Source organism: Xanthomonas sp. AC360 (assembly GCF_979258225.1).
Map to the genome: position 1 here is coordinate 700,335 of NZ_OZ409846.1, position 15,406 is coordinate 715,740.

A 15,406-nucleotide genomic window follows, 5' to 3' on the forward strand; every position below is an offset into this window, starting at 1 on the left:
AACCCTGGCAGGCCGCTCCCGCGTGTCCATCCTGTTCGATGGCGCGCCTGCTCTACGGCACGCGGCTCATTCGCTGTTTCTCATCTAGACGCTACTCCTCTTCGATCGATGGAAATCCAAGGAGTGTCTCGCGACTGTGCCGATCAGTTCCCCTGCGAGCCGGCTGCGCCACCACCCTGCTGCTTGGCGACGAATGCCTTGTACTCATCCGGGGTCAGCTTGCCGTCGGTGTTGCCATCGGCCTGGTCGAAAATCTGTGCGAGCCCTGCGTTGACCTGCGCTTCCTGCTTGCTGATCGCGCCGTCGCTGTCGGTATCCACGCTGGCCCAGGTCTGCCCACCACCGCCGGAATTCGAACTACCGGTCGGAGCTCCGGTTGCCGAACTTCCCGACTGCGCTGCGGCATCCTGAGAGGTGCTTTGCGCCATGGCCGGCAGCGCCAGAGCGGCAGCAAGAGCGGCAGTGGCGGCGAGCAGCGAGATGCGGTTGCGATTCTTCATTTGGGTGGTCTCCTTGGCTTGGGAATGCACGGTGTCGCCGCACATGGCACCACCCTACCCATCGCAAATGAACGCTCAACCTGCGCTGATTTCCGGCAAAACATCCTTTTAACCACAGCGCCGAGCGTTGTGCGTAGCCGCCTGTTAGCGGCTGGTGAGTCAAACAGAAGCAGCGCATTCAACGTGGAAATTTTTGCGAACTGCGCCGCATTTTTTCGATACGTCTCAGGCGTTCGGGGTATCGTCGTCCCAGCTTCCAGAACTGAACAGTTTCCAACCCAAGACAACGCCGGCGATCGCACCGGCCACTTCGAGGACGACGCGCGAGCCCAGTTCGTTGGGGTCGTGAATCTTTGCCAATGCCAGCCGCGCATACAGCGGCGACTCCAGCCGGACGATGCTGGTGTAGACGAGATTCCAGATGTCGTAGCCGGCACCGATGGCCACGGCAAGCAGGCAGGCGATTCCCAGCGTGTGGCCGTGGGTGAATTGCAGACGTCGGCCGATGTACTCGACTGCGGCGAACAACAGCACCCCAAGCACCAGCGCGATCAAGCCGGCCTCCAGCGAACCGAGCAGGCCGAAGTGCAGGGGCAGGTTCATCGTGACGATCCAGGCAGCAGGCGTGCCAGTCTAGCGGCTAAGGGCAAGGGATCCGGGCGCAAGCCGAATTGGTGGACGAGCGCGCGAACGAGGCAGCAGCGACTGCGTGCCAGGCGTCTGCATGAAGGAGAGTACGGCAGGTCACCCGATCTGCTGCCTCTGAGAGCAAAGGTCTGGTAGGCAACGCCGCTTCAGTCGTCCTGACCACGCGCGGTCACCTGCGCCTCGCCATCCTCGTCCCATTGCACGTTGACCGAAATCGGCTTGCAGCACACCTGGCAATCTTCGATGTACTGCTGATCGCCACCACTGAGATCCAGCGTCAGCGTAATCCACTCCCCGCAATACGGGCAGGCAATATCCAAAAAGCGTTCCGGGTCGGACATGACGATTCCTCAAGCGGCAGGCGCACCGTGACGGTTGGCCGACCAAGCGGCAAACACCGCGCCAAAGACCGCAGTGTACGAGTGATGGACCGACTGCACGCGTAGAACCAGACCGGCAGCCGTTGCGGCCGAGCGTGGGCGCGCTCAGTCCACCGGTACATCGTAAGCGGTATCAGGCGTGGGCTCGGGGCGGAAGGTGAAATGCCACCATTCCATCGGATAGTTGGCAAATCCCTCGGCGGCCATCGCACGCAACAGATGCTGGCGATGCGCACGCTGCGCGCTGCTGATCTCGGGTGCATCGGTATGCGCACGCGGATCGAAGAAATCGAAATCGGTGCCCATCTCCACCGCATCACACGCACCGCGCCGGCAGTCGAGCAAGCCCAGGTCCAGGGTCGCGCCGCGGCTATGTCCAGAGGTCTCGGCGATGTAGTCGCCCAACAGCGCCCGCTTGTCCACACGTGGGTAGTACGGCGGCTTGGTCGATTGATCCTGCAGATCCGCCGCCCATGCCACGAATGCATGCACCGCACGCACAGGCCGATAACAGTCGAACACCTGCAAGCGATATCCCGCTACCTTGAGCGTACGCGCCACCTTCGCCAACGCCTCGGCTGCCGGGCGTAACAGATAACACCGCGGTGCGAGATACCCGGGCACCACGCGTCCGGTGAAGTTATCGCTTCCCGCATAGCGCATGTCGACGACGATCTCCGGCGCAAGCGTGCGCACATCGATCAGGCCAGCTTCTGCTGCAGTGGCCGCCGGCGAAATGATCGGCGCTGCGGTGGCAGCGAAGCATGTGCTTACCAACAAACCTGTAAGTAACAGCAACCGCAATGCAGGCTTCTGGCAGGCCGACGGTGCAGTTGGAATGTTCACTGGAGGGGTGTGCGCCATTTGCGAAGCATAGGCGATCGATGCATCAACAAACGCCTGAGCAATCTATTCCTTGAGAAGGACAGATACTGACAGAAGGCACTTGAGAGCCTAGCGTCGCGCAGCGGGATGGTCGTGAAAGACACGAAGGTGCTCGAGCAGTGCTCACTGATCCAGCGGCGGGGTGTACTGCTGCTTGGACGCGTCGAAGGTGTAGGTCACCGTATCGGCTCCGTCCAGGACACGGACCTTGCCTGGACCGGAGACGGCAGTGCCTGTCATGACAACGCGCAGCGTCGGCATCGAGCCAGTTTTGTTCGGCTCAAAGCTCAGCGTACCGCTGCTGGAGGCGCATTTCATCGTCCCGCCGTCGTCGCACGCTGCGCTGTTGTCTTCACCGGTCGCAACGGTACCCAAGTAAACCCAGCCCTTGTAATCGCCGAGGTCGTTCTTGTTAGGGTCGAAGCTGAAAATAGCGAAGCCCAGGCTGCTGACGCCGGTTGCGAACCGTGTGGTCGGCACCGCCAGAAGCAGGTGGCCGTCCTTGGTTTCGGTGCTTTGCGATTTGCGTTTCTCATCGAGTGGATCGGCTTTCTCGTTCGCGCCGAAATCGCCGGCCCACTGCTGGGCGTGGAACAGCGTCCAGGTCGGCTTGCCGTCCACTGCGTCCAGCACATACGTCGCTTGGCTAATGCTGACCCCAACGCCGGGATCTGGGCCGTCGCTTTCCTCTGCCTTGCCATACTTTCCGGGCCCGGCATTGGCGAAGCCGGTGTAGTAGTGCTTGCCGCCCAAGTCGAAGCGATAGCCATACCAGAAAGTGGCCAGCGCACCGTTGTCGACGGTGTAGGACGCTGAGCCGTCGCCCTTCATTCCATAAACGTCGTTCAGCACTTGCCCAGGAGCCGGCACCTCGGTGGCCACCTGCTGGGGCTGCGCTGCGGGAGACGTCGTCGGTGTTGCGGCTGCCGTCTCGGTAGGCGCAGGCGGCGCGCCGGCCTGTGCCGTGTCGCTGGCCTTGTCCGAACAACCGGCAAGGACCAGCATCGTTGCCGCCCACAGTGCTGTCTTCCTGAGACTCATCACGCGACATCCTTTCAATTATTGGCAGGGGAAAATCCTATCAAGAATGCGCTGCAGATCCAGTGGATTTACAAAAGCTCAGCAATCACGAAAGGCACCCAACTCCTTCCACACCTAACGCGGCCCGCTCTGCCGCCAATGGAACCCGCCTTCCCACGCGACGACGCGCCCCGTCACTTGGCTTCGAGCTCGCCCGGAGTCAGTGGCACAGCGGGCGAAGTGGTGAGTCGTGTCAACGCATGCAGGATCCGCAGATCCTCGGCATCCAGCGTACTGGCGCTATTGCCGCGATAGTGGTGATGGAAGGCCTGCAGCGTGGCGGCGGGGTCGTCGAGGCTATAGCCCAGTAACGCAAGCGCCTGCCAGGGATCGAAGCCTGCCGGTGCAGACGGCGCGTCCGGCGCGGGCCAGCGGCCAAAGCCGGCATCGGCCAGGCGTTTCCAGGGAAACAGCGGGCCCGGGTCGTTCTTGCGTGTAGGAGCGACGTCCTCATGCCCGACGATCTGGGTGCGCGGGATCCGCAGACGCGTGCACAGGTCTTGCAGCAAGACCAGCAGGCTGTCGATCTGCGCTGGCGCGAACGCTTCGCTGCCGTCGTTGTCCAGTTCAATGCCGATCGAAGCCGAATTGATGTCGGTGATGGTGCCCCAGCGACCGGAACCGCCATGCCAGGCGCGCTGCGCGTCGCTGACCAACTGGTAGCGCTGCCCATCCTCGCCGATCAGGTAATGCGCACTGACGCGGCCGCCGCTGTTGCGCCCACGCAACGTGCTCAGGCTCTGCTGCACCGAGTGCTGGTCGGTGAAGTGCAGCACGATCAGGATCGGCCGCCGGGTGTCGTAATTGGGCGACGGCACCCACTGCGCAAGCGGGTTGCGCTGCGGCGCATGCGCGCAAGCACCCAGCGACAACGCAGCCAAGCAGACCAGTGCCCGCAGCCAGGCCGATGAGCACGATTGGGAAATAGGCGACATCGGGTTTCTCTTGACGGGCATTCAGGGCGGCTGACACCAGCTGGCAACCAATCGCCAGATGGGCACAGACACGGTCGACTGCAGTGTACGAGAGGAGATACCGATACCGCGTCGTGGCCGCGTCCGCTGACAGCGGCTGCAATCGTGTGTGACTGGTCGCAAACCTTCGCCCGCGACCGGTGCGGCATGCAGCTTTCGGCCATGTCATCGTCTGCCGAGTGCCGCACGTGCTGGTGGCAAGGCAACGCGCCAGCGTTGGCGCGGCGGCAAGGCGCACGGCAACGACCACTCGACCGACGCGTCTCCCATGGCAGCAGCACGTCATCACACCCTTGGAATCGCGCGACGTTGCGGAGCAATCACCACTGGCAGTCTCCGCACCGCGAGGCGTCCCGCGTACACTCCTGATCAGGCTCGCAGTTGCAGCAAATGGAGGCCGGCACGCTGTTGTTCTCTCCACGCTGCACTGCACGCCACATGCATTCATCCAGAGTTTTTCATGCCACTGTTGCGCCGCCTGCTGACGTTGCTGCTGATCGCACTCGCGCTGCCGTGCGGCGCCGCGCCCGCGAGCATGCCCGCTTCGCAAGCCGCACCCTTCGCCGTCAGCGACGCGCAGCTGACGCCGGACTACTGGATCCAGCGCCGCGGGAATGCGCAGGCGCCGCACTTGAACGCCGCACAGATCGCAACCTTCAATGCCCGCCTGTTGCGCGACGATGCGTCCATGCACGATCTGTCGCAGCTGCCCGAGGTCATGCCCGGCGCTGCAGTGCGAGCGCGGATCGAGGCGCTGTCGGCGCCACCAACCCGTGCGTTGTACGGTACGGATGGACAGCGTATCGACGCAGCGCGCCTGTCGGAGCTGCGCCACACGCTGGCATTGGACGCAATTCCTGAAAACGTGGCGCCGCACTTCGCACTGGTCGTCCAGCGTGCGGCACTGCGCACCTTCCCTACCTCCCAGCGCGTGTTCACCAGTCCCGACGATCTTGATATCGACCGCTTTCAGGAGTCCGCGCTGTATCCAGGCACGCCGGTGGCCGTGCTGCACACCAGTGCCGATGGCGCGTGGCGGTTTGTGCTTGCGGCCAACTACGCGGCGTGGATCGCTGCCGACAAGATCGCCGAAGGCAGTCGCGAGCAGGTGCTGCAGTACGCGCACCGCAGCCCACGCATACTCGTCACCGGTGCACGCGTGCAAACCGCGTACACCCCCGAACTGCCTGCCCTCTCGGCACTGTCGCTGGACATGGGCACCAGCCTACCCCTGCATGCCGACTGGCCACCACAACAGCCGGTCAACGGACAACTGCCGCTGGCTGGCCACGTAGTGCAACTCCCAGTGCGCGATGCCGATGGTCGCTTGCAATTTCTGCCTGCCCTGATCCCGCGTGGCGCCGATGTGCGCGTTGGTCCCTTGCCCGCGACCGATGCCGCATTGCTGCGCCAGGCGTTCAAGTTTCTGGGCGAACGCTACGGCTGGGGCAACGATTACGACGCCCGCGATTGCAGTGGGTTTGTGCTGGATATCTATCGCAGCCTGGGGATAGCGCTGCCGCGCAATACCGGCGATCAGGCGCGCAGCCCGGCGCTGCGCACTGTTGCGTTCGATGCACGCGCGCCGCGACCGCAGCGTCTGCAGCAGCTGGCGCTGCTGCGCATCGGCGACCTGATCTATATCCCCGGTCACGTGATGTTGGTGATCGGGCATGAGCGCGGCACACCGTGGGTGATTCACGATGTAGCCGGCGCCAACTATCGCGCTGCCGATGGCAGCGTGCAGCGCGCGCGCTTGAACGGCGTTTCGGTGACGCCGCTGTTGCCGTTGCTGGCCACCGATGGCACTCCCTTCATCGATCACATCACTCGCATCCAGCGCATCGCGCCGATCGGCCCCCCATGAAGATCACCGGCTTCCGCCTCGGCATGCTGCGCGTGCCATTGAAAACACCGTTCAAGACCGCGGTGCGCACCGTGCAGGCGATCGAAGACGTGGTGGTGCTGCTGCAAACTGATAGCGGACATATCGGGTACGGCGCGGCGCCGGCGACCGCGCCGATCACCGGCGACACGCACGGCAGCATCATTGCCGCGATCCAGCAGTGCATCGCACCGCGTTTGATCGGCCAGGATGTAGCCGATCTCAATCGGCTGTGCGGTCTGGTGCACCATGCGCTGGAACGCAATACCAGCGCCAAAGCCGCGGTGGAAATCGCGCTCTACGATCTATGGGCGCAGTCCTTCGGTGCGCCGCTCTATCAGTTGCTCGGTGGCGGCACGCCGCGCATCACCACCGACATCACCATCAGTGCCGATCGCATCGACATCATGGTCGCACAGGCGCAGTCGGCATTGGCGCGCGGCTATCGATCGCTGAAGATCAAAGTGGGTAAGGACAGCGCATCGGATGTCGAACGCGTCAAGGCGATCCACGCAGCCGTCGATGGGCGCGCATCGCTGCGCCTGGATGCCAATCAGGGCTGGACACCCAAACAGGCGGTGCGCAGCATGCGCGTGCTGGAAGATGCCGGCATCGTGCTGGAATTGCTCGAACAACCGGTCAAGGCGGCCGATGTCGATGGCCTGGCCTTCGTCACCGCGCGTATCGACACCCCGGTGATGGCCGACGAAAGCGTGTTCTCACCATCGCAGGTGATCGACCTTCTCCAGCGTCGCGCGGCCGACATCGTCAACATCAAACTGATGAAGACCGGCGGCCTGTCCAATGCCATCCGCATCGCCGATATCGCTGCGTTGTACGGCGTGCCGTGCATGATCGGATGCATGATCGAATCCAGCATCAGCGTTGCTGCAGCCGTGCATCTGGCGGTGGCAAAAGCCGACAGCATCACCCTGGCCGATCTGGATGCGCCGGCGTTGGGGCAGTTCGACCCCACCGAGGGCGGCGTGCAGTTCGATGAGGCGCAGATCCATATCGACGATTCGCCGGGTCTGGGTATCCGCCGTATCCGCGGGTTGGAGCTTTTGCCCGATTGACCTGACCGTTGCAAGCGGCATGCCGGGCGGCAAGTAACCGAGCACGCGATTAGGAATATGCGCATTTCCTAACCAGCCGCTTGCGCGATCCATGCCGTAGCAAAACGACGCACGCAGCGATCGTGATTCCAGCGCAGCACTGCAAAGACGCACATGCAGTCGACATCGCCATGCGCCACACACGCGCATTGCTGGGTACAGTAGGCCTGCCCCACCCGACACCATCGGTTACGGTAGGCGTGCCGTCATCCACACAGATGCATCGCCACTCTCACCAGTTCGTCCCCTGCCGTCCGGAGCCCGCATGCGCCTTGCCATCCTGTTGCGATCCACCCTGCTCCTGGCGCTGGCACTGTGCAGCAATGGCGCCGCCGCAGGCGAACCGATCGAGGCGCTGCAGCAGGCACGCGCGCTGATCGTGGTGACCACGCCGGACTGGAACAGCACCCAGGCGCGGCTGCAGACCTTTAAGCGTGTCGATGGCCAATGGACGCCGGCCGCGCCAGGCTTCGCGGTCGCACTCGGCCGGCATGGCAGCGCCTGGGGCGAAGGTCTGCACCCGGCGCAATCGCAAGGCCCACAGAAGCGCGAAGGCGATGGCCGCAGCCCGGCCGGGGTCTTTGCCATCGGCCCGGCATTTGGCTATTCCGCCAGCATCGACAGTGCCATGCCGTATCAGGCCATGAGCGCCACGCATTACTGCATGGATGTGCCCAGCTCGCCGCTGTACAACCGCATCGTCGATGCCGCGCAGGTCGGTGACGCGGCGGTGGCCGGTTCCACCGAGCCGATGCGCCTGGACCTGCGCCATCCCGGCGATGCGCGGTATCGCGAAGGTTTCGTCATCGCGCATAACCCCAACAATATTGCCGGGCACGGCAGCTGCATCTTTGCGCATCTGTGGCGCACTCCGGGGCAGTTCACCGCCGGCTGCACGGCGATGCAGCCGGCAGACATGCAGCATCTGCTGGCATGGTTGAAACCCGCGGACAAGCCGCTCTTCGTGTTGCTGCCGCGCGCCGACTACGCGCGCCTGCAAGCGCAGTGGCAGTTGCCCGATCTGGTCGAGGCCGCACCATGAGCACGCCGGCGCCCCCGTCCGATAGCCCCGGCCTGGTGCGCGTGGTCAGCCGCTGGCAGATCGTCGGCCTATCGATCAACGATGTTATCGGCAGCGGCATCTATCTATTGCCCGCAGCCACCGCGGCACTGCTGGGGCCGATGAGCCTGTGGGCGGTGATGCTGGCCGGGCTGGCGGTGGCCTTGCTGGTGCTGTGTTACGCGCAGGCGGCAAGCTATTTCGATACGCCCGGCGGCAGCTACCTCTACACGCGCGAGGCGTTTGGCCCCTTTGTCGGGTTTCAGATCGGCTGGATGATCTGGCTCACCCGTATCAGTTCGGCGGCGGCCTTGAGCAACGGGCTGGCCGATGCGGTGGCGCGGTTCTGGCCCACCGCTTCCACCGATGCATGGGCGCGCACCTTGGTCGTGGTCGGCTCGCTAGGTGTGCTGACCGCGATCAACGTCATCGGCGTCAAGTCGGCTGCGCGCACCGGCATCGCCCTGGTGATCGGCAAACTGGTGCCGTTGCTGTTGTTCGTGGCAATCGGGCTGTTCTATGTGGATTGGTCGTGGGCGTTTGCCGGCAAATCTCCTGACCTGCGCGACCTGGGCAATCTCGGCGAGGCCGCCCTGCTACTGCTGTTTGCGTATGCAGGTTTCGAAAACATTCCTGCAGCGGCCGGCGAATACCGCAACCCGCGCCGCGACGTGCCATTTGCGCTCATCACCATGATCGTCACGGTGACCGTGATCTACGCCGCCGTACAGGTTGTCGCGCAAGGGACGCTGCCCAATCTTGCGGCCTCGCCCACCCCGTTGGCGGATGCGGCCAGCGGCTTCGGCGGCGAGGCGCTGGCGCTGATTCTCACCGTTGGCGCCACCATTTCCATCCTGGGCACGACCAGCAACACGGTGATGCTCGGTCCGCGCTTTCTGTTCGCGCTCGCGCAGGACGGCTACGGACCGGCGTTTCTGGCGCGCGTGCATCCGCGCTTTCATACGCCCGCAGCCGCGGTGCTCACCCAGGGCGTGTTGTCGCTGGCGCTCGCGTTGTCGGGCTCGTTCACCCAGCTGGCACTGCTCTCGATGGTCACGCGCTTGTTCGCCTACATCGGCACGGCGGCGGCGGTGATCGTACTGGCGCGCCGCTATCGGCAGCGCACCGACACGCTACGGTTGCCGGGAGGCCCACTCATTCCCATCGCTGCGTTGTTACTGTCGCTCGGCTTGCTGGCCAGCGCCAGCTGGCAAAATCTGGCAGCGGCAGGCGTGGCATTACTGGTGGGCTGGGCGTTTTACCTGTTTCCGCGCAAGACGGTGTAGCAGCTTCGCAATACGCTCGCGCCGCGCTCACGCAGGTCTAACCGGGCACGCTCAACGCTGCGCTCTCACTTGCATGGGAGCTTGCGATGAAACTGCGTCGCGTCTACAGCACACCCGATCTTGAAAGCGCGCAACGCGTACTGCAGTCCGCACGCAGCGCCGGCATCGACAATGAGGCGTTGTCGCTGATCGCCCGCTCGGATATCGAACTGCACGACGTGCCGGACGAGCGCAAGGACGCCAAGACCGATTTTGTGCCGGCCGCAGCGCGCGGCGCGGCCACCGGTGGCGCGGCCGGGTTGGTGGCAGGCCTGGTGGCAGTCGCTGTGCCGCCAATCGGCCTGACCCTGGCCGGCGTTGGCGTCATGGCACTGGCCGGCGCGCTGGTGGGCAGTTGGTCGTCGGCCCTGATCGGCGCCACCGTGCCCGACCCGGTGCGTCGTCAGTTCGAGGACGAAATCAAAGCCGGCCGCATCTTGGTCGTCATCGATGCCGACGAACAGGCGCTGCAGGCCGCGGAGCCGTCAATCGTCGCTGCCGGCGCCAAACCGCTGCCGTATGAGGCAGCGTCGGCAGCGGTTTGAAAGGCATCGCGTGCACCCAAGCGCAGCCCATTCGCTACCGACTAACGCATCACCGCATCTGCGGCGCGTCTTGATCCCACCATCACCCCGCGTGCCGCGCTGTTAACACCCCGCTACCTAAGTTGGTCCGCACATTCGCAATGACGGAGACGAGCATGAACGTGCCGTATCAGATTCCAGGCCGCGCACCGGACGAAGACCGCAGCCAGAACGTATCCAGCTATTGGCGTGAACGTTTTACTGAAGAGCCGTATTACACCGAAGGCGACCGTTACGAAGATTACGAAAGCGCTTATCTGGTCGGGCATGAAGCACGGATCCGCGAGAATGCGCGCGCCTACGATCAGGTCGAAGCCGAACTGCATCGCGATTGGGAAGCCAAGCGCGGCACCGATGGCTTGAGCTGGAGCAAGGCCCGTCACGCCGTCAAGCGCGCGTGGGAAAACGCAGCGGATTTCGTCTCGGGCGACAGCAAGTCAAAGCCGTAAACAAACAACGCCACCGTCGAGGTGGCGTTGTTGTATCAACAAGAGAGTTGTCCGTCAGTCGAGCGGTGGCGGTGCGACACGCGAGGTGTGCTGGGTTGCGTCTGCATCCATCGCATCGCGCGTATTTTTCTGCACGGCGACTGCGCCAAACAGGCTCAACGCATACGCCATTGCATAAAAGCCTTTTTCGCTCAGCAGCAACGTTGCGTTGATCAAGCCGATCGCCAGCAGCACCAGGGCGATGATCAGCGAGAACCAGCAGATGGCATAGTAAAGACCCGTCACCGGAATCCCGTCCGCGCGGTCACGCACGCTTTTTTGCAATGACACCGAGGCGAACAGACCAAACAACAGCAGCGTGAAGTAGTAGCCCTTCTCGTTGAGCAACATCTGCGCGTTCCATAAGCCGATCAGATACGCAGCGCTGCCTGCCAACAAGGCAGCCCACGACGCAGCGATAAAGGCGGGCGAGGTTTTTTGCGTGGCCATGGAAACTCCTTTTCATGGTGAAACTGCAGGATGAAACAACGATGTGAGACGCGGCCGACCTGCGGAGAGTGATCTGCGACAGAGCGGCCCTGCTAGCGTCGTGTAAGGTACTTGAAAACCCGACGCGGAACACGTTGTGGGAGGGCTGCAGCGTGACCGTGCCTATCCCCTGGAGGACCTCATGTCTATCCGTCGTCTGCTTGCTCTGGCCTGTTCGGCCACCCTGTTCGCCACCGGCGCCGCACTGGCCGCACCTGCGGCCGCCCCGGCCGCCTCCATTCCCAAGGCGCAATGGCCATTCCAGGCCACCACCGTTGCCGACTTCGACGAACCCTGGGCGATGACCTTCCTGCCCGATGGCACGCTGTTGGTCAGCGAAAAGCGCGGTGCATTGATGCGTCTGGACCCCAAGACCAATCGCAAGAGCGCCGTGACCGGTGTGCCGGCGGTCGCTTACGGCGGCCAGGGCGGGTTTGGCGATGTTCTGGCCCATCCGCGCTTCGCCAAGAATGGCCTGGTCTATGTGAGCTACGCCGAACCGGGCCAGGGCGACATCCGCGGCGCGGCAGTCGCGCGGGCCAAGCTCACACTGGATGCTACCGGTGGCGGCACCTTGTCCGACCTCAAGGTGATCTGGCGTCAGAGTCCCAAGGTGTCCGGTAATGGCCACTTCGGCCACCGGCTCGCGTTCGGCCCCGATGGCAAGCTGTGGATCACCTCCAGCGAGCGCCAGAAGTTCGATCCGGCGCAGGACATGAAAGCCAATCTCGGCAAATTGATCCGCCTTAACGACGACGGCAGCGTACCGGCCGACAATCCGTTCGCCGCGCAGGGTGGCGTGGCTGCACAGGTGTGGTCGCTGGGGCATCGCAACATCCTGGGCATCGCATTCGACGGCAGGGGCCGGTTGTGGGAACACGAGATGGGCCCGGCCGGCGGCGATGAGCTCAACCTGATCCAGCGCGGCGCCAACTATGGCTACCCGATCGTCTCCAATGGCGACCATTACGACGGCAGGCCGATTCCCGACCACAACACGCGCCCGGAGTTTGCCGCGCCCAAGATCAGCTGGACGCCAGTGATCTCGCCGGCAGGTTTTGTGATCTACAACGGCGCGCAGTTCCCGGCGTGGCGCGGCCAGGGCTTTATCGGCGGCCTGTCGTCGATGGCGCTGGTGCAGGTCTCGCTGGGCGATCAGCCACGCGAAGTGGCCCGCTACGACATGGGTGCACGCATCCGCGAAGTGGAGCAAGGTCCCGACGGCGCGCTGTGGTTGCTGGAAGACGAAGCCAGTGGCAGCACCGGGCGTCTGCTCAAGCTCACGCCCAAAAGCAAGGCTGCGGTCGAAAACGACGCGTAAGCGGCGTGAGATAGGCCAGTGCCGGCACTGCCTGCGCGTCGATGCGCGCAGGCAGTGCACCGCGGCATCTCGGCGCGCGCTCTGCCGTCCGTCAGCAGTCACATCAATGGCGGCGATTCTGTCCCGCCGGCGCGCTGCATGCACCACAAACGCAATCTGTCACTGCCCGCGTAAGCCTGTGCGCTATCGCGCTGAGACGCGCTTGTTTTCGCAGCGACGATGGCCTCAACGCGTGATGCGTGGGTGCGCCAATCTCAACACGCACCTGCGCTGCGACCGCAGGCCAGGCCACGCTCCCGCTGCCCCATCACGCGCTACCTGCCGCTAACAGCACAAGCGGCAGTCAGTGGCGTTGGTCACGTCTTGCACGCGGTCTCATTGCAACAGACTGCCTATCGACGCGACGGCACATCATTGCCTTGACCAGCGCGCTCAGGCGCCAAGCAACTCGAACGCCACCGCTTCGCCACTCTTGGCCGACGCGCACACCCACACATCGAATACGCCAGGCTCGGCACCGAACACGCCCTTGGGATTGGTAAACGCCAGCGCTTCGCGCGTCAGCGTGAACACCACATCCTTGTGTTGGCCGGGTTGCAACAACACCTTGCGGAAGCCCTTGAGCTCGCGCACCGGGCGCACCCGGCTTGCCACGCGATCGTGCACATACAACTGCACCACTTCTTCGCCGGCCACAGTTCCGGTATTGGTCACGCGCGTGGTGATGGTCAGCGAGTCGTCCCACCCAAGTTGCGCGGCGCTCAACTGCGGCTGCGCATAGGCAAACGTGGTGTAGCTCAGGCCATGCCCAAACGGGTACAGCGGCTCGTTGGGCATTTCGCGCCAACGCGCCTTGTATTCGGACAATGTCGGCAGCTCGGGACGGCCGGTGCGCAGATGATTGTAGAAATACGGCTGCTGTCCGGTGACCTGCGGAAAGCTGATCGGCAGGCGCGCGGACGGGTTGTAGTCGCCGAACAACACATCGGCCACACCGGTGCCGGTCTGGGTGCCCAGATACCAGGTCACCGCAATCGCCTCGGCGTCGCGTACGGCGCCATGCAGTGCCAACGCGCGGCCGTTGCGCAACAGCACCACGATGGGCGTGCCGGTGGCGGCAACCGCCTCGGCCAGCGCCTGCTGCGCCGGCGGCAACGTAATGTCGGTGCGCGACTGCGCCTCGCCGCTGAAGCGCTGCGGCTCGCCGAGTGCCAGCACCACCACATCGGCGGCCTGTGCGGCATCGATGGCCGCCGAAATACCGCCCGGCAGCGCCTCTTCCAGGCCACAGCCCTGCACAACGCTCAGATCTTCGGTGCCGACCACGGCGCGCACGCCCTGCTCCAGGGTCACGTAACGCGCCTTGTCGCCGAACAATGTCCAGCACCCTTCGATGTTCTCGCGGTCCTGCACGAACGGGCCAATCAACGCGATCCGCTGCCCGTTCTTCTTCAGCGGCAGCAGCGCGCCGTCGTTCTTCAGCAACACGATCGAACGCCGCGCCGCATCGCGCGACAACGCATCGTGTGCAGGCAAGTGAGCATTATCGGCTTCGCGCGCCGGGTCCAGCGAGCGATACGGATTGTCGAACAGGCCAATGGCCTCTTTCAGCTGCAACATGCGACGCACGCTGGCATCCAGCGTGGCCATCGGCACCTCGCCGCTTTCCACCAGCGACGGCAGATGCGCGGCATAAAAACCGCTCTGCATGCTCAGGTCCAACCCGGCCAGAAACGCCTTTTTGGTCGCGTCGCGCTCATCGGCGGCGTAGCCGTGCGCGATCAATTCCATATCGGCGGTGTAGTCGGAAATCACCACGCCCGGAAACTGCCATTCACCGCGCAAGATCTCGGTCAGCAACTCGTGGTTGGCGCTGGCCGGCACGCCATTGATGTCGTTGAAGGAAGACATCACAGTCAACGCGCCGGCATCGAAAGCGGCCTTGAACGGCGGCAGATGCACATCGCGCAGCGTCTGCGGCGCGATATCGACGGTGTTGTATTCCATGCCCGCCGCCACTGCGCCATAGGCGGCAAAGTGCTTGGGCGTGGCCAGCAGGCAATCGTCGGCGGTGAGGTCGCTGCCCTGAAAACCGCGCACGCGCGCGGCGGCAAACGCGGCGCCAAGTAATACGTCTTCGCCGGCGCCTTCCGCACCACGGCCCCAGCGCTGGTCGCGCGCGATGTCCACCGCCGGTGCGTAGGTCCAGTGCAGGCCGGCGGCAGTGGCTTCGATCGCGGTGGCGCGCGCGGTGCGCTCGGCCAACTCGGGCTCGAAGCTGGCCGCTTCGCCCAACGGGATCGGGAACACCGTGCGCATGCCGTGAATCACGTCGGCAGCCAGAATCACCGGAATGCCCAGGCGGCTTTCTTCGACCGCCACCTTCTGGATCTGCACGCCCAGCGCGGCGCCAACGCCATTGAACAGCGAGCCCACCCGGCCCTCGCGGACCTGCTGCAGCACCTCGTCGGCGTTAAGCACATTGGCTTCGGGATTCACGTCTGGTGCGAACGGCCGCACCATGTCGGCGAACACACCCAACTGTCCGACCTTCTCTTCGACGGTCATCCGGGCAATCAGGGTTTCGATGCGATCAGCAGCCATGAGATCCTTGAGAAAACGTTTACATGGCCGGCAATTCTAGCCTGACGCGACCGCGATGATGCAAGTTT

15 protein-coding genes are annotated in these 15,406 nt (G+C 64.0%); 7 read left to right on the forward strand and 8 right to left on the reverse strand.

Annotated elements, in window-relative coordinates; genetic code table 11:
• Positions 1 to 143 precede the first annotated feature (143 nt).
• The 6 genes from ACZZ0O_RS03050 to ACZZ0O_RS03075 all read right to left on the reverse strand — a co-directional run bounded on the left by ACZZ0O_RS03050 (position 144) and on the right by ACZZ0O_RS03075 (position 4,428).
• Positions 144 to 500 carry an EF-hand domain-containing protein gene (locus ACZZ0O_RS03050; RefSeq protein ID WP_055850209.1) on the reverse strand — a complete coding sequence of 119 codons (357 nt, stop codon included), beginning with the start codon at positions 498 to 500 and terminating at the stop codon, positions 144 to 146.
• A gap of 225 nt (positions 501 to 725) precedes the next feature.
• Positions 726 to 1,103 (reverse strand): hypothetical protein, encoded by a 378-nt coding sequence (locus ACZZ0O_RS03055; protein WP_323522603.1) that lies wholly within the window; start codon positions 1,101 to 1,103, stop codon positions 726 to 728.
• Positions 1,104 to 1,294: 191 nt separating this feature from the next.
• Positions 1,295 to 1,489, reverse strand: coding sequence for a CPXCG motif-containing cysteine-rich protein (locus ACZZ0O_RS03060; protein WP_055847510.1), 195 nt, complete (start codon positions 1,487 to 1,489; stop codon positions 1,295 to 1,297).
• 144 nt (positions 1,490 to 1,633) lie between these two features.
• Positions 1,634 to 2,308, reverse strand: a complete 675-nt coding sequence (locus ACZZ0O_RS03065) for a M15 family metallopeptidase (protein WP_463592196.1) — start codon at positions 2,306 to 2,308, stop codon at positions 1,634 to 1,636.
• Positions 2,309 to 2,536: 228 nt separating this feature from the next.
• Entirely contained in the window at positions 2,537 to 3,454 is a 918-nt protein-coding gene (locus tag ACZZ0O_RS03070) for a hypothetical protein (RefSeq protein ID WP_463592197.1), read from the reverse strand.
• A 173-nt stretch (positions 3,455 to 3,627) separates the two neighbouring features.
• The gene (locus tag ACZZ0O_RS03075) at positions 3,628 to 4,428 is read right to left on the reverse strand and encodes an N-acetylmuramoyl-L-alanine amidase (RefSeq protein WP_463592198.1); all 801 of its coding nucleotides are present in this window, start codon (positions 4,426 to 4,428) and stop codon (positions 3,628 to 3,630) included.
• Positions 4,429 to 4,927: 499 nt separating this feature from the next.
• Between ACZZ0O_RS03075 and ACZZ0O_RS03080 the strand changes: the two genes are divergently transcribed.
• The 6 genes from ACZZ0O_RS03080 to ACZZ0O_RS03105 all read left to right on the forward strand — a co-directional run bounded on the left by ACZZ0O_RS03080 (position 4,928) and on the right by ACZZ0O_RS03105 (position 10,885).
• Entirely contained in the window at positions 4,928 to 6,334 is a 1,407-nt protein-coding gene (locus ACZZ0O_RS03080; RefSeq protein WP_463592199.1) for an SH3 domain-containing protein, read from the forward strand.
• Complete coding sequence (locus tag ACZZ0O_RS03085) at positions 6,331 to 7,428, forward strand: dipeptide epimerase (RefSeq protein ID WP_463592200.1); 1,098 nt, start codon at positions 6,331 to 6,333, stop codon at positions 7,426 to 7,428. Before ACZZ0O_RS03080 ends, ACZZ0O_RS03085 begins: the two co-directional genes overlap by 4 nt.
• A 304-nt stretch (positions 7,429 to 7,732) precedes the next feature.
• Positions 7,733 to 8,509 (forward strand): L,D-transpeptidase family protein, encoded by a 777-nt coding sequence (locus tag ACZZ0O_RS03090; protein ID WP_463592201.1) that lies wholly within the window; start codon positions 7,733 to 7,735, stop codon positions 8,507 to 8,509.
• Complete coding sequence (locus ACZZ0O_RS03095; RefSeq protein WP_463592202.1) at positions 8,506 to 9,813, forward strand: APC family permease; 1,308 nt, start codon at positions 8,506 to 8,508, stop codon at positions 9,811 to 9,813. The genes ACZZ0O_RS03090 and ACZZ0O_RS03095 overlap by 4 nt, the downstream gene beginning before the upstream one ends.
• An 86-nt stretch (positions 9,814 to 9,899) precedes the next feature.
• Positions 9,900 to 10,397, forward strand: a complete 498-nt coding sequence (locus tag ACZZ0O_RS03100; RefSeq protein WP_463592203.1) for a hypothetical protein — start codon at positions 9,900 to 9,902, stop codon at positions 10,395 to 10,397.
• Between the two features lie 155 nt (positions 10,398 to 10,552).
• Positions 10,553 to 10,885 (forward strand): hypothetical protein, encoded by a 333-nt coding sequence (locus ACZZ0O_RS03105; RefSeq protein ID WP_228324696.1) that lies wholly within the window; start codon positions 10,553 to 10,555, stop codon positions 10,883 to 10,885.
• A 54-nt stretch (positions 10,886 to 10,939) separates the two neighbouring features.
• On the opposite strand, the gene yiaA is transcribed toward ACZZ0O_RS03105, so the two are convergent.
• Positions 10,940 to 11,374, reverse strand: coding sequence for an inner membrane protein YiaA (gene yiaA / locus ACZZ0O_RS03110; protein ID WP_055847483.1), 435 nt, complete (start codon positions 11,372 to 11,374; stop codon positions 10,940 to 10,942).
• Between the two features lie 181 nt (positions 11,375 to 11,555).
• Between yiaA and ACZZ0O_RS03115 the strand changes: the two genes are divergently transcribed.
• On the forward strand, positions 11,556 to 12,734 hold the full coding sequence (locus tag ACZZ0O_RS03115) for a PQQ-dependent sugar dehydrogenase (protein WP_055847481.1): 1,179 nt from the start codon (positions 11,556 to 11,558) through the stop codon (positions 12,732 to 12,734).
• Between the two features lie 432 nt (positions 12,735 to 13,166).
• Here the strand turns inward: ACZZ0O_RS03115 and ACZZ0O_RS03120 are convergent, their stop codons facing one another.
• Positions 13,167 to 15,338, reverse strand: coding sequence for a glycoside hydrolase family 3 N-terminal domain-containing protein (locus ACZZ0O_RS03120; protein WP_463592204.1), 2,172 nt, complete (start codon positions 15,336 to 15,338; stop codon positions 13,167 to 13,169).
• Positions 15,339 to 15,406 lie beyond the last annotated feature (68 nt).

Excerpts from the sequence above, each read along its gene's own strand:
- ACZZ0O_RS03050 (WP_055850209.1), bottom strand. The coding sequence starts at position 500 with ATGAAGAATCGCAACCGCATCTCGCTGCTCGCCGCCACTGCCGCTCTT.
- ACZZ0O_RS03120 (WP_463592204.1), bottom strand. The coding sequence starts at position 15,338 with ATGGCTGCTGATCGCATCGAAACCCTGATTGCCCGGATGACCGTCGAA.
- yiaA (WP_055847483.1), bottom strand. The coding sequence starts at position 11,374 with ATGGCCACGCAAAAAACCTCGCCCGCCTTTATCGCTGCGTCGTGGGCT.
- ACZZ0O_RS03105 (WP_228324696.1), top strand. The coding sequence starts at position 10,553 with ATGAACGTGCCGTATCAGATTCCAGGCCGCGCACCGGACGAAGACCGC.
- ACZZ0O_RS03115 (WP_055847481.1), top strand. The coding sequence starts at position 11,556 with ATGTCTATCCGTCGTCTGCTTGCTCTGGCCTGTTCGGCCACCCTGTTC.
- ACZZ0O_RS03095 (WP_463592202.1), top strand. The coding sequence starts at position 8,506 with ATGAGCACGCCGGCGCCCCCGTCCGATAGCCCCGGCCTGGTGCGCGTG.
- ACZZ0O_RS03070 (WP_463592197.1), bottom strand. The coding sequence starts at position 3,454 with ATGAGTCTCAGGAAGACAGCACTGTGGGCGGCAACGATGCTGGTCCTT.
- ACZZ0O_RS03075 (WP_463592198.1), bottom strand. The coding sequence starts at position 4,428 with ATGTCGCCTATTTCCCAATCGTGCTCATCGGCCTGGCTGCGGGCACTG.
- ACZZ0O_RS03080 (WP_463592199.1), top strand. The coding sequence starts at position 4,928 with ATGCCACTGTTGCGCCGCCTGCTGACGTTGCTGCTGATCGCACTCGCG.
- ACZZ0O_RS03100 (WP_463592203.1), top strand. The coding sequence starts at position 9,900 with ATGAAACTGCGTCGCGTCTACAGCACACCCGATCTTGAAAGCGCGCAA.
- ACZZ0O_RS03055 (WP_323522603.1), bottom strand. The coding sequence starts at position 1,103 with ATGAACCTGCCCCTGCACTTCGGCCTGCTCGGTTCGCTGGAGGCCGGC.
- ACZZ0O_RS03060 (WP_055847510.1), bottom strand. The coding sequence starts at position 1,489 with ATGTCCGACCCGGAACGCTTTTTGGATATTGCCTGCCCGTATTGCGGG.
- ACZZ0O_RS03090 (WP_463592201.1), top strand. The coding sequence starts at position 7,733 with ATGCGCCTTGCCATCCTGTTGCGATCCACCCTGCTCCTGGCGCTGGCA.
- ACZZ0O_RS03085 (WP_463592200.1), top strand. The coding sequence starts at position 6,331 with ATGAAGATCACCGGCTTCCGCCTCGGCATGCTGCGCGTGCCATTGAAA.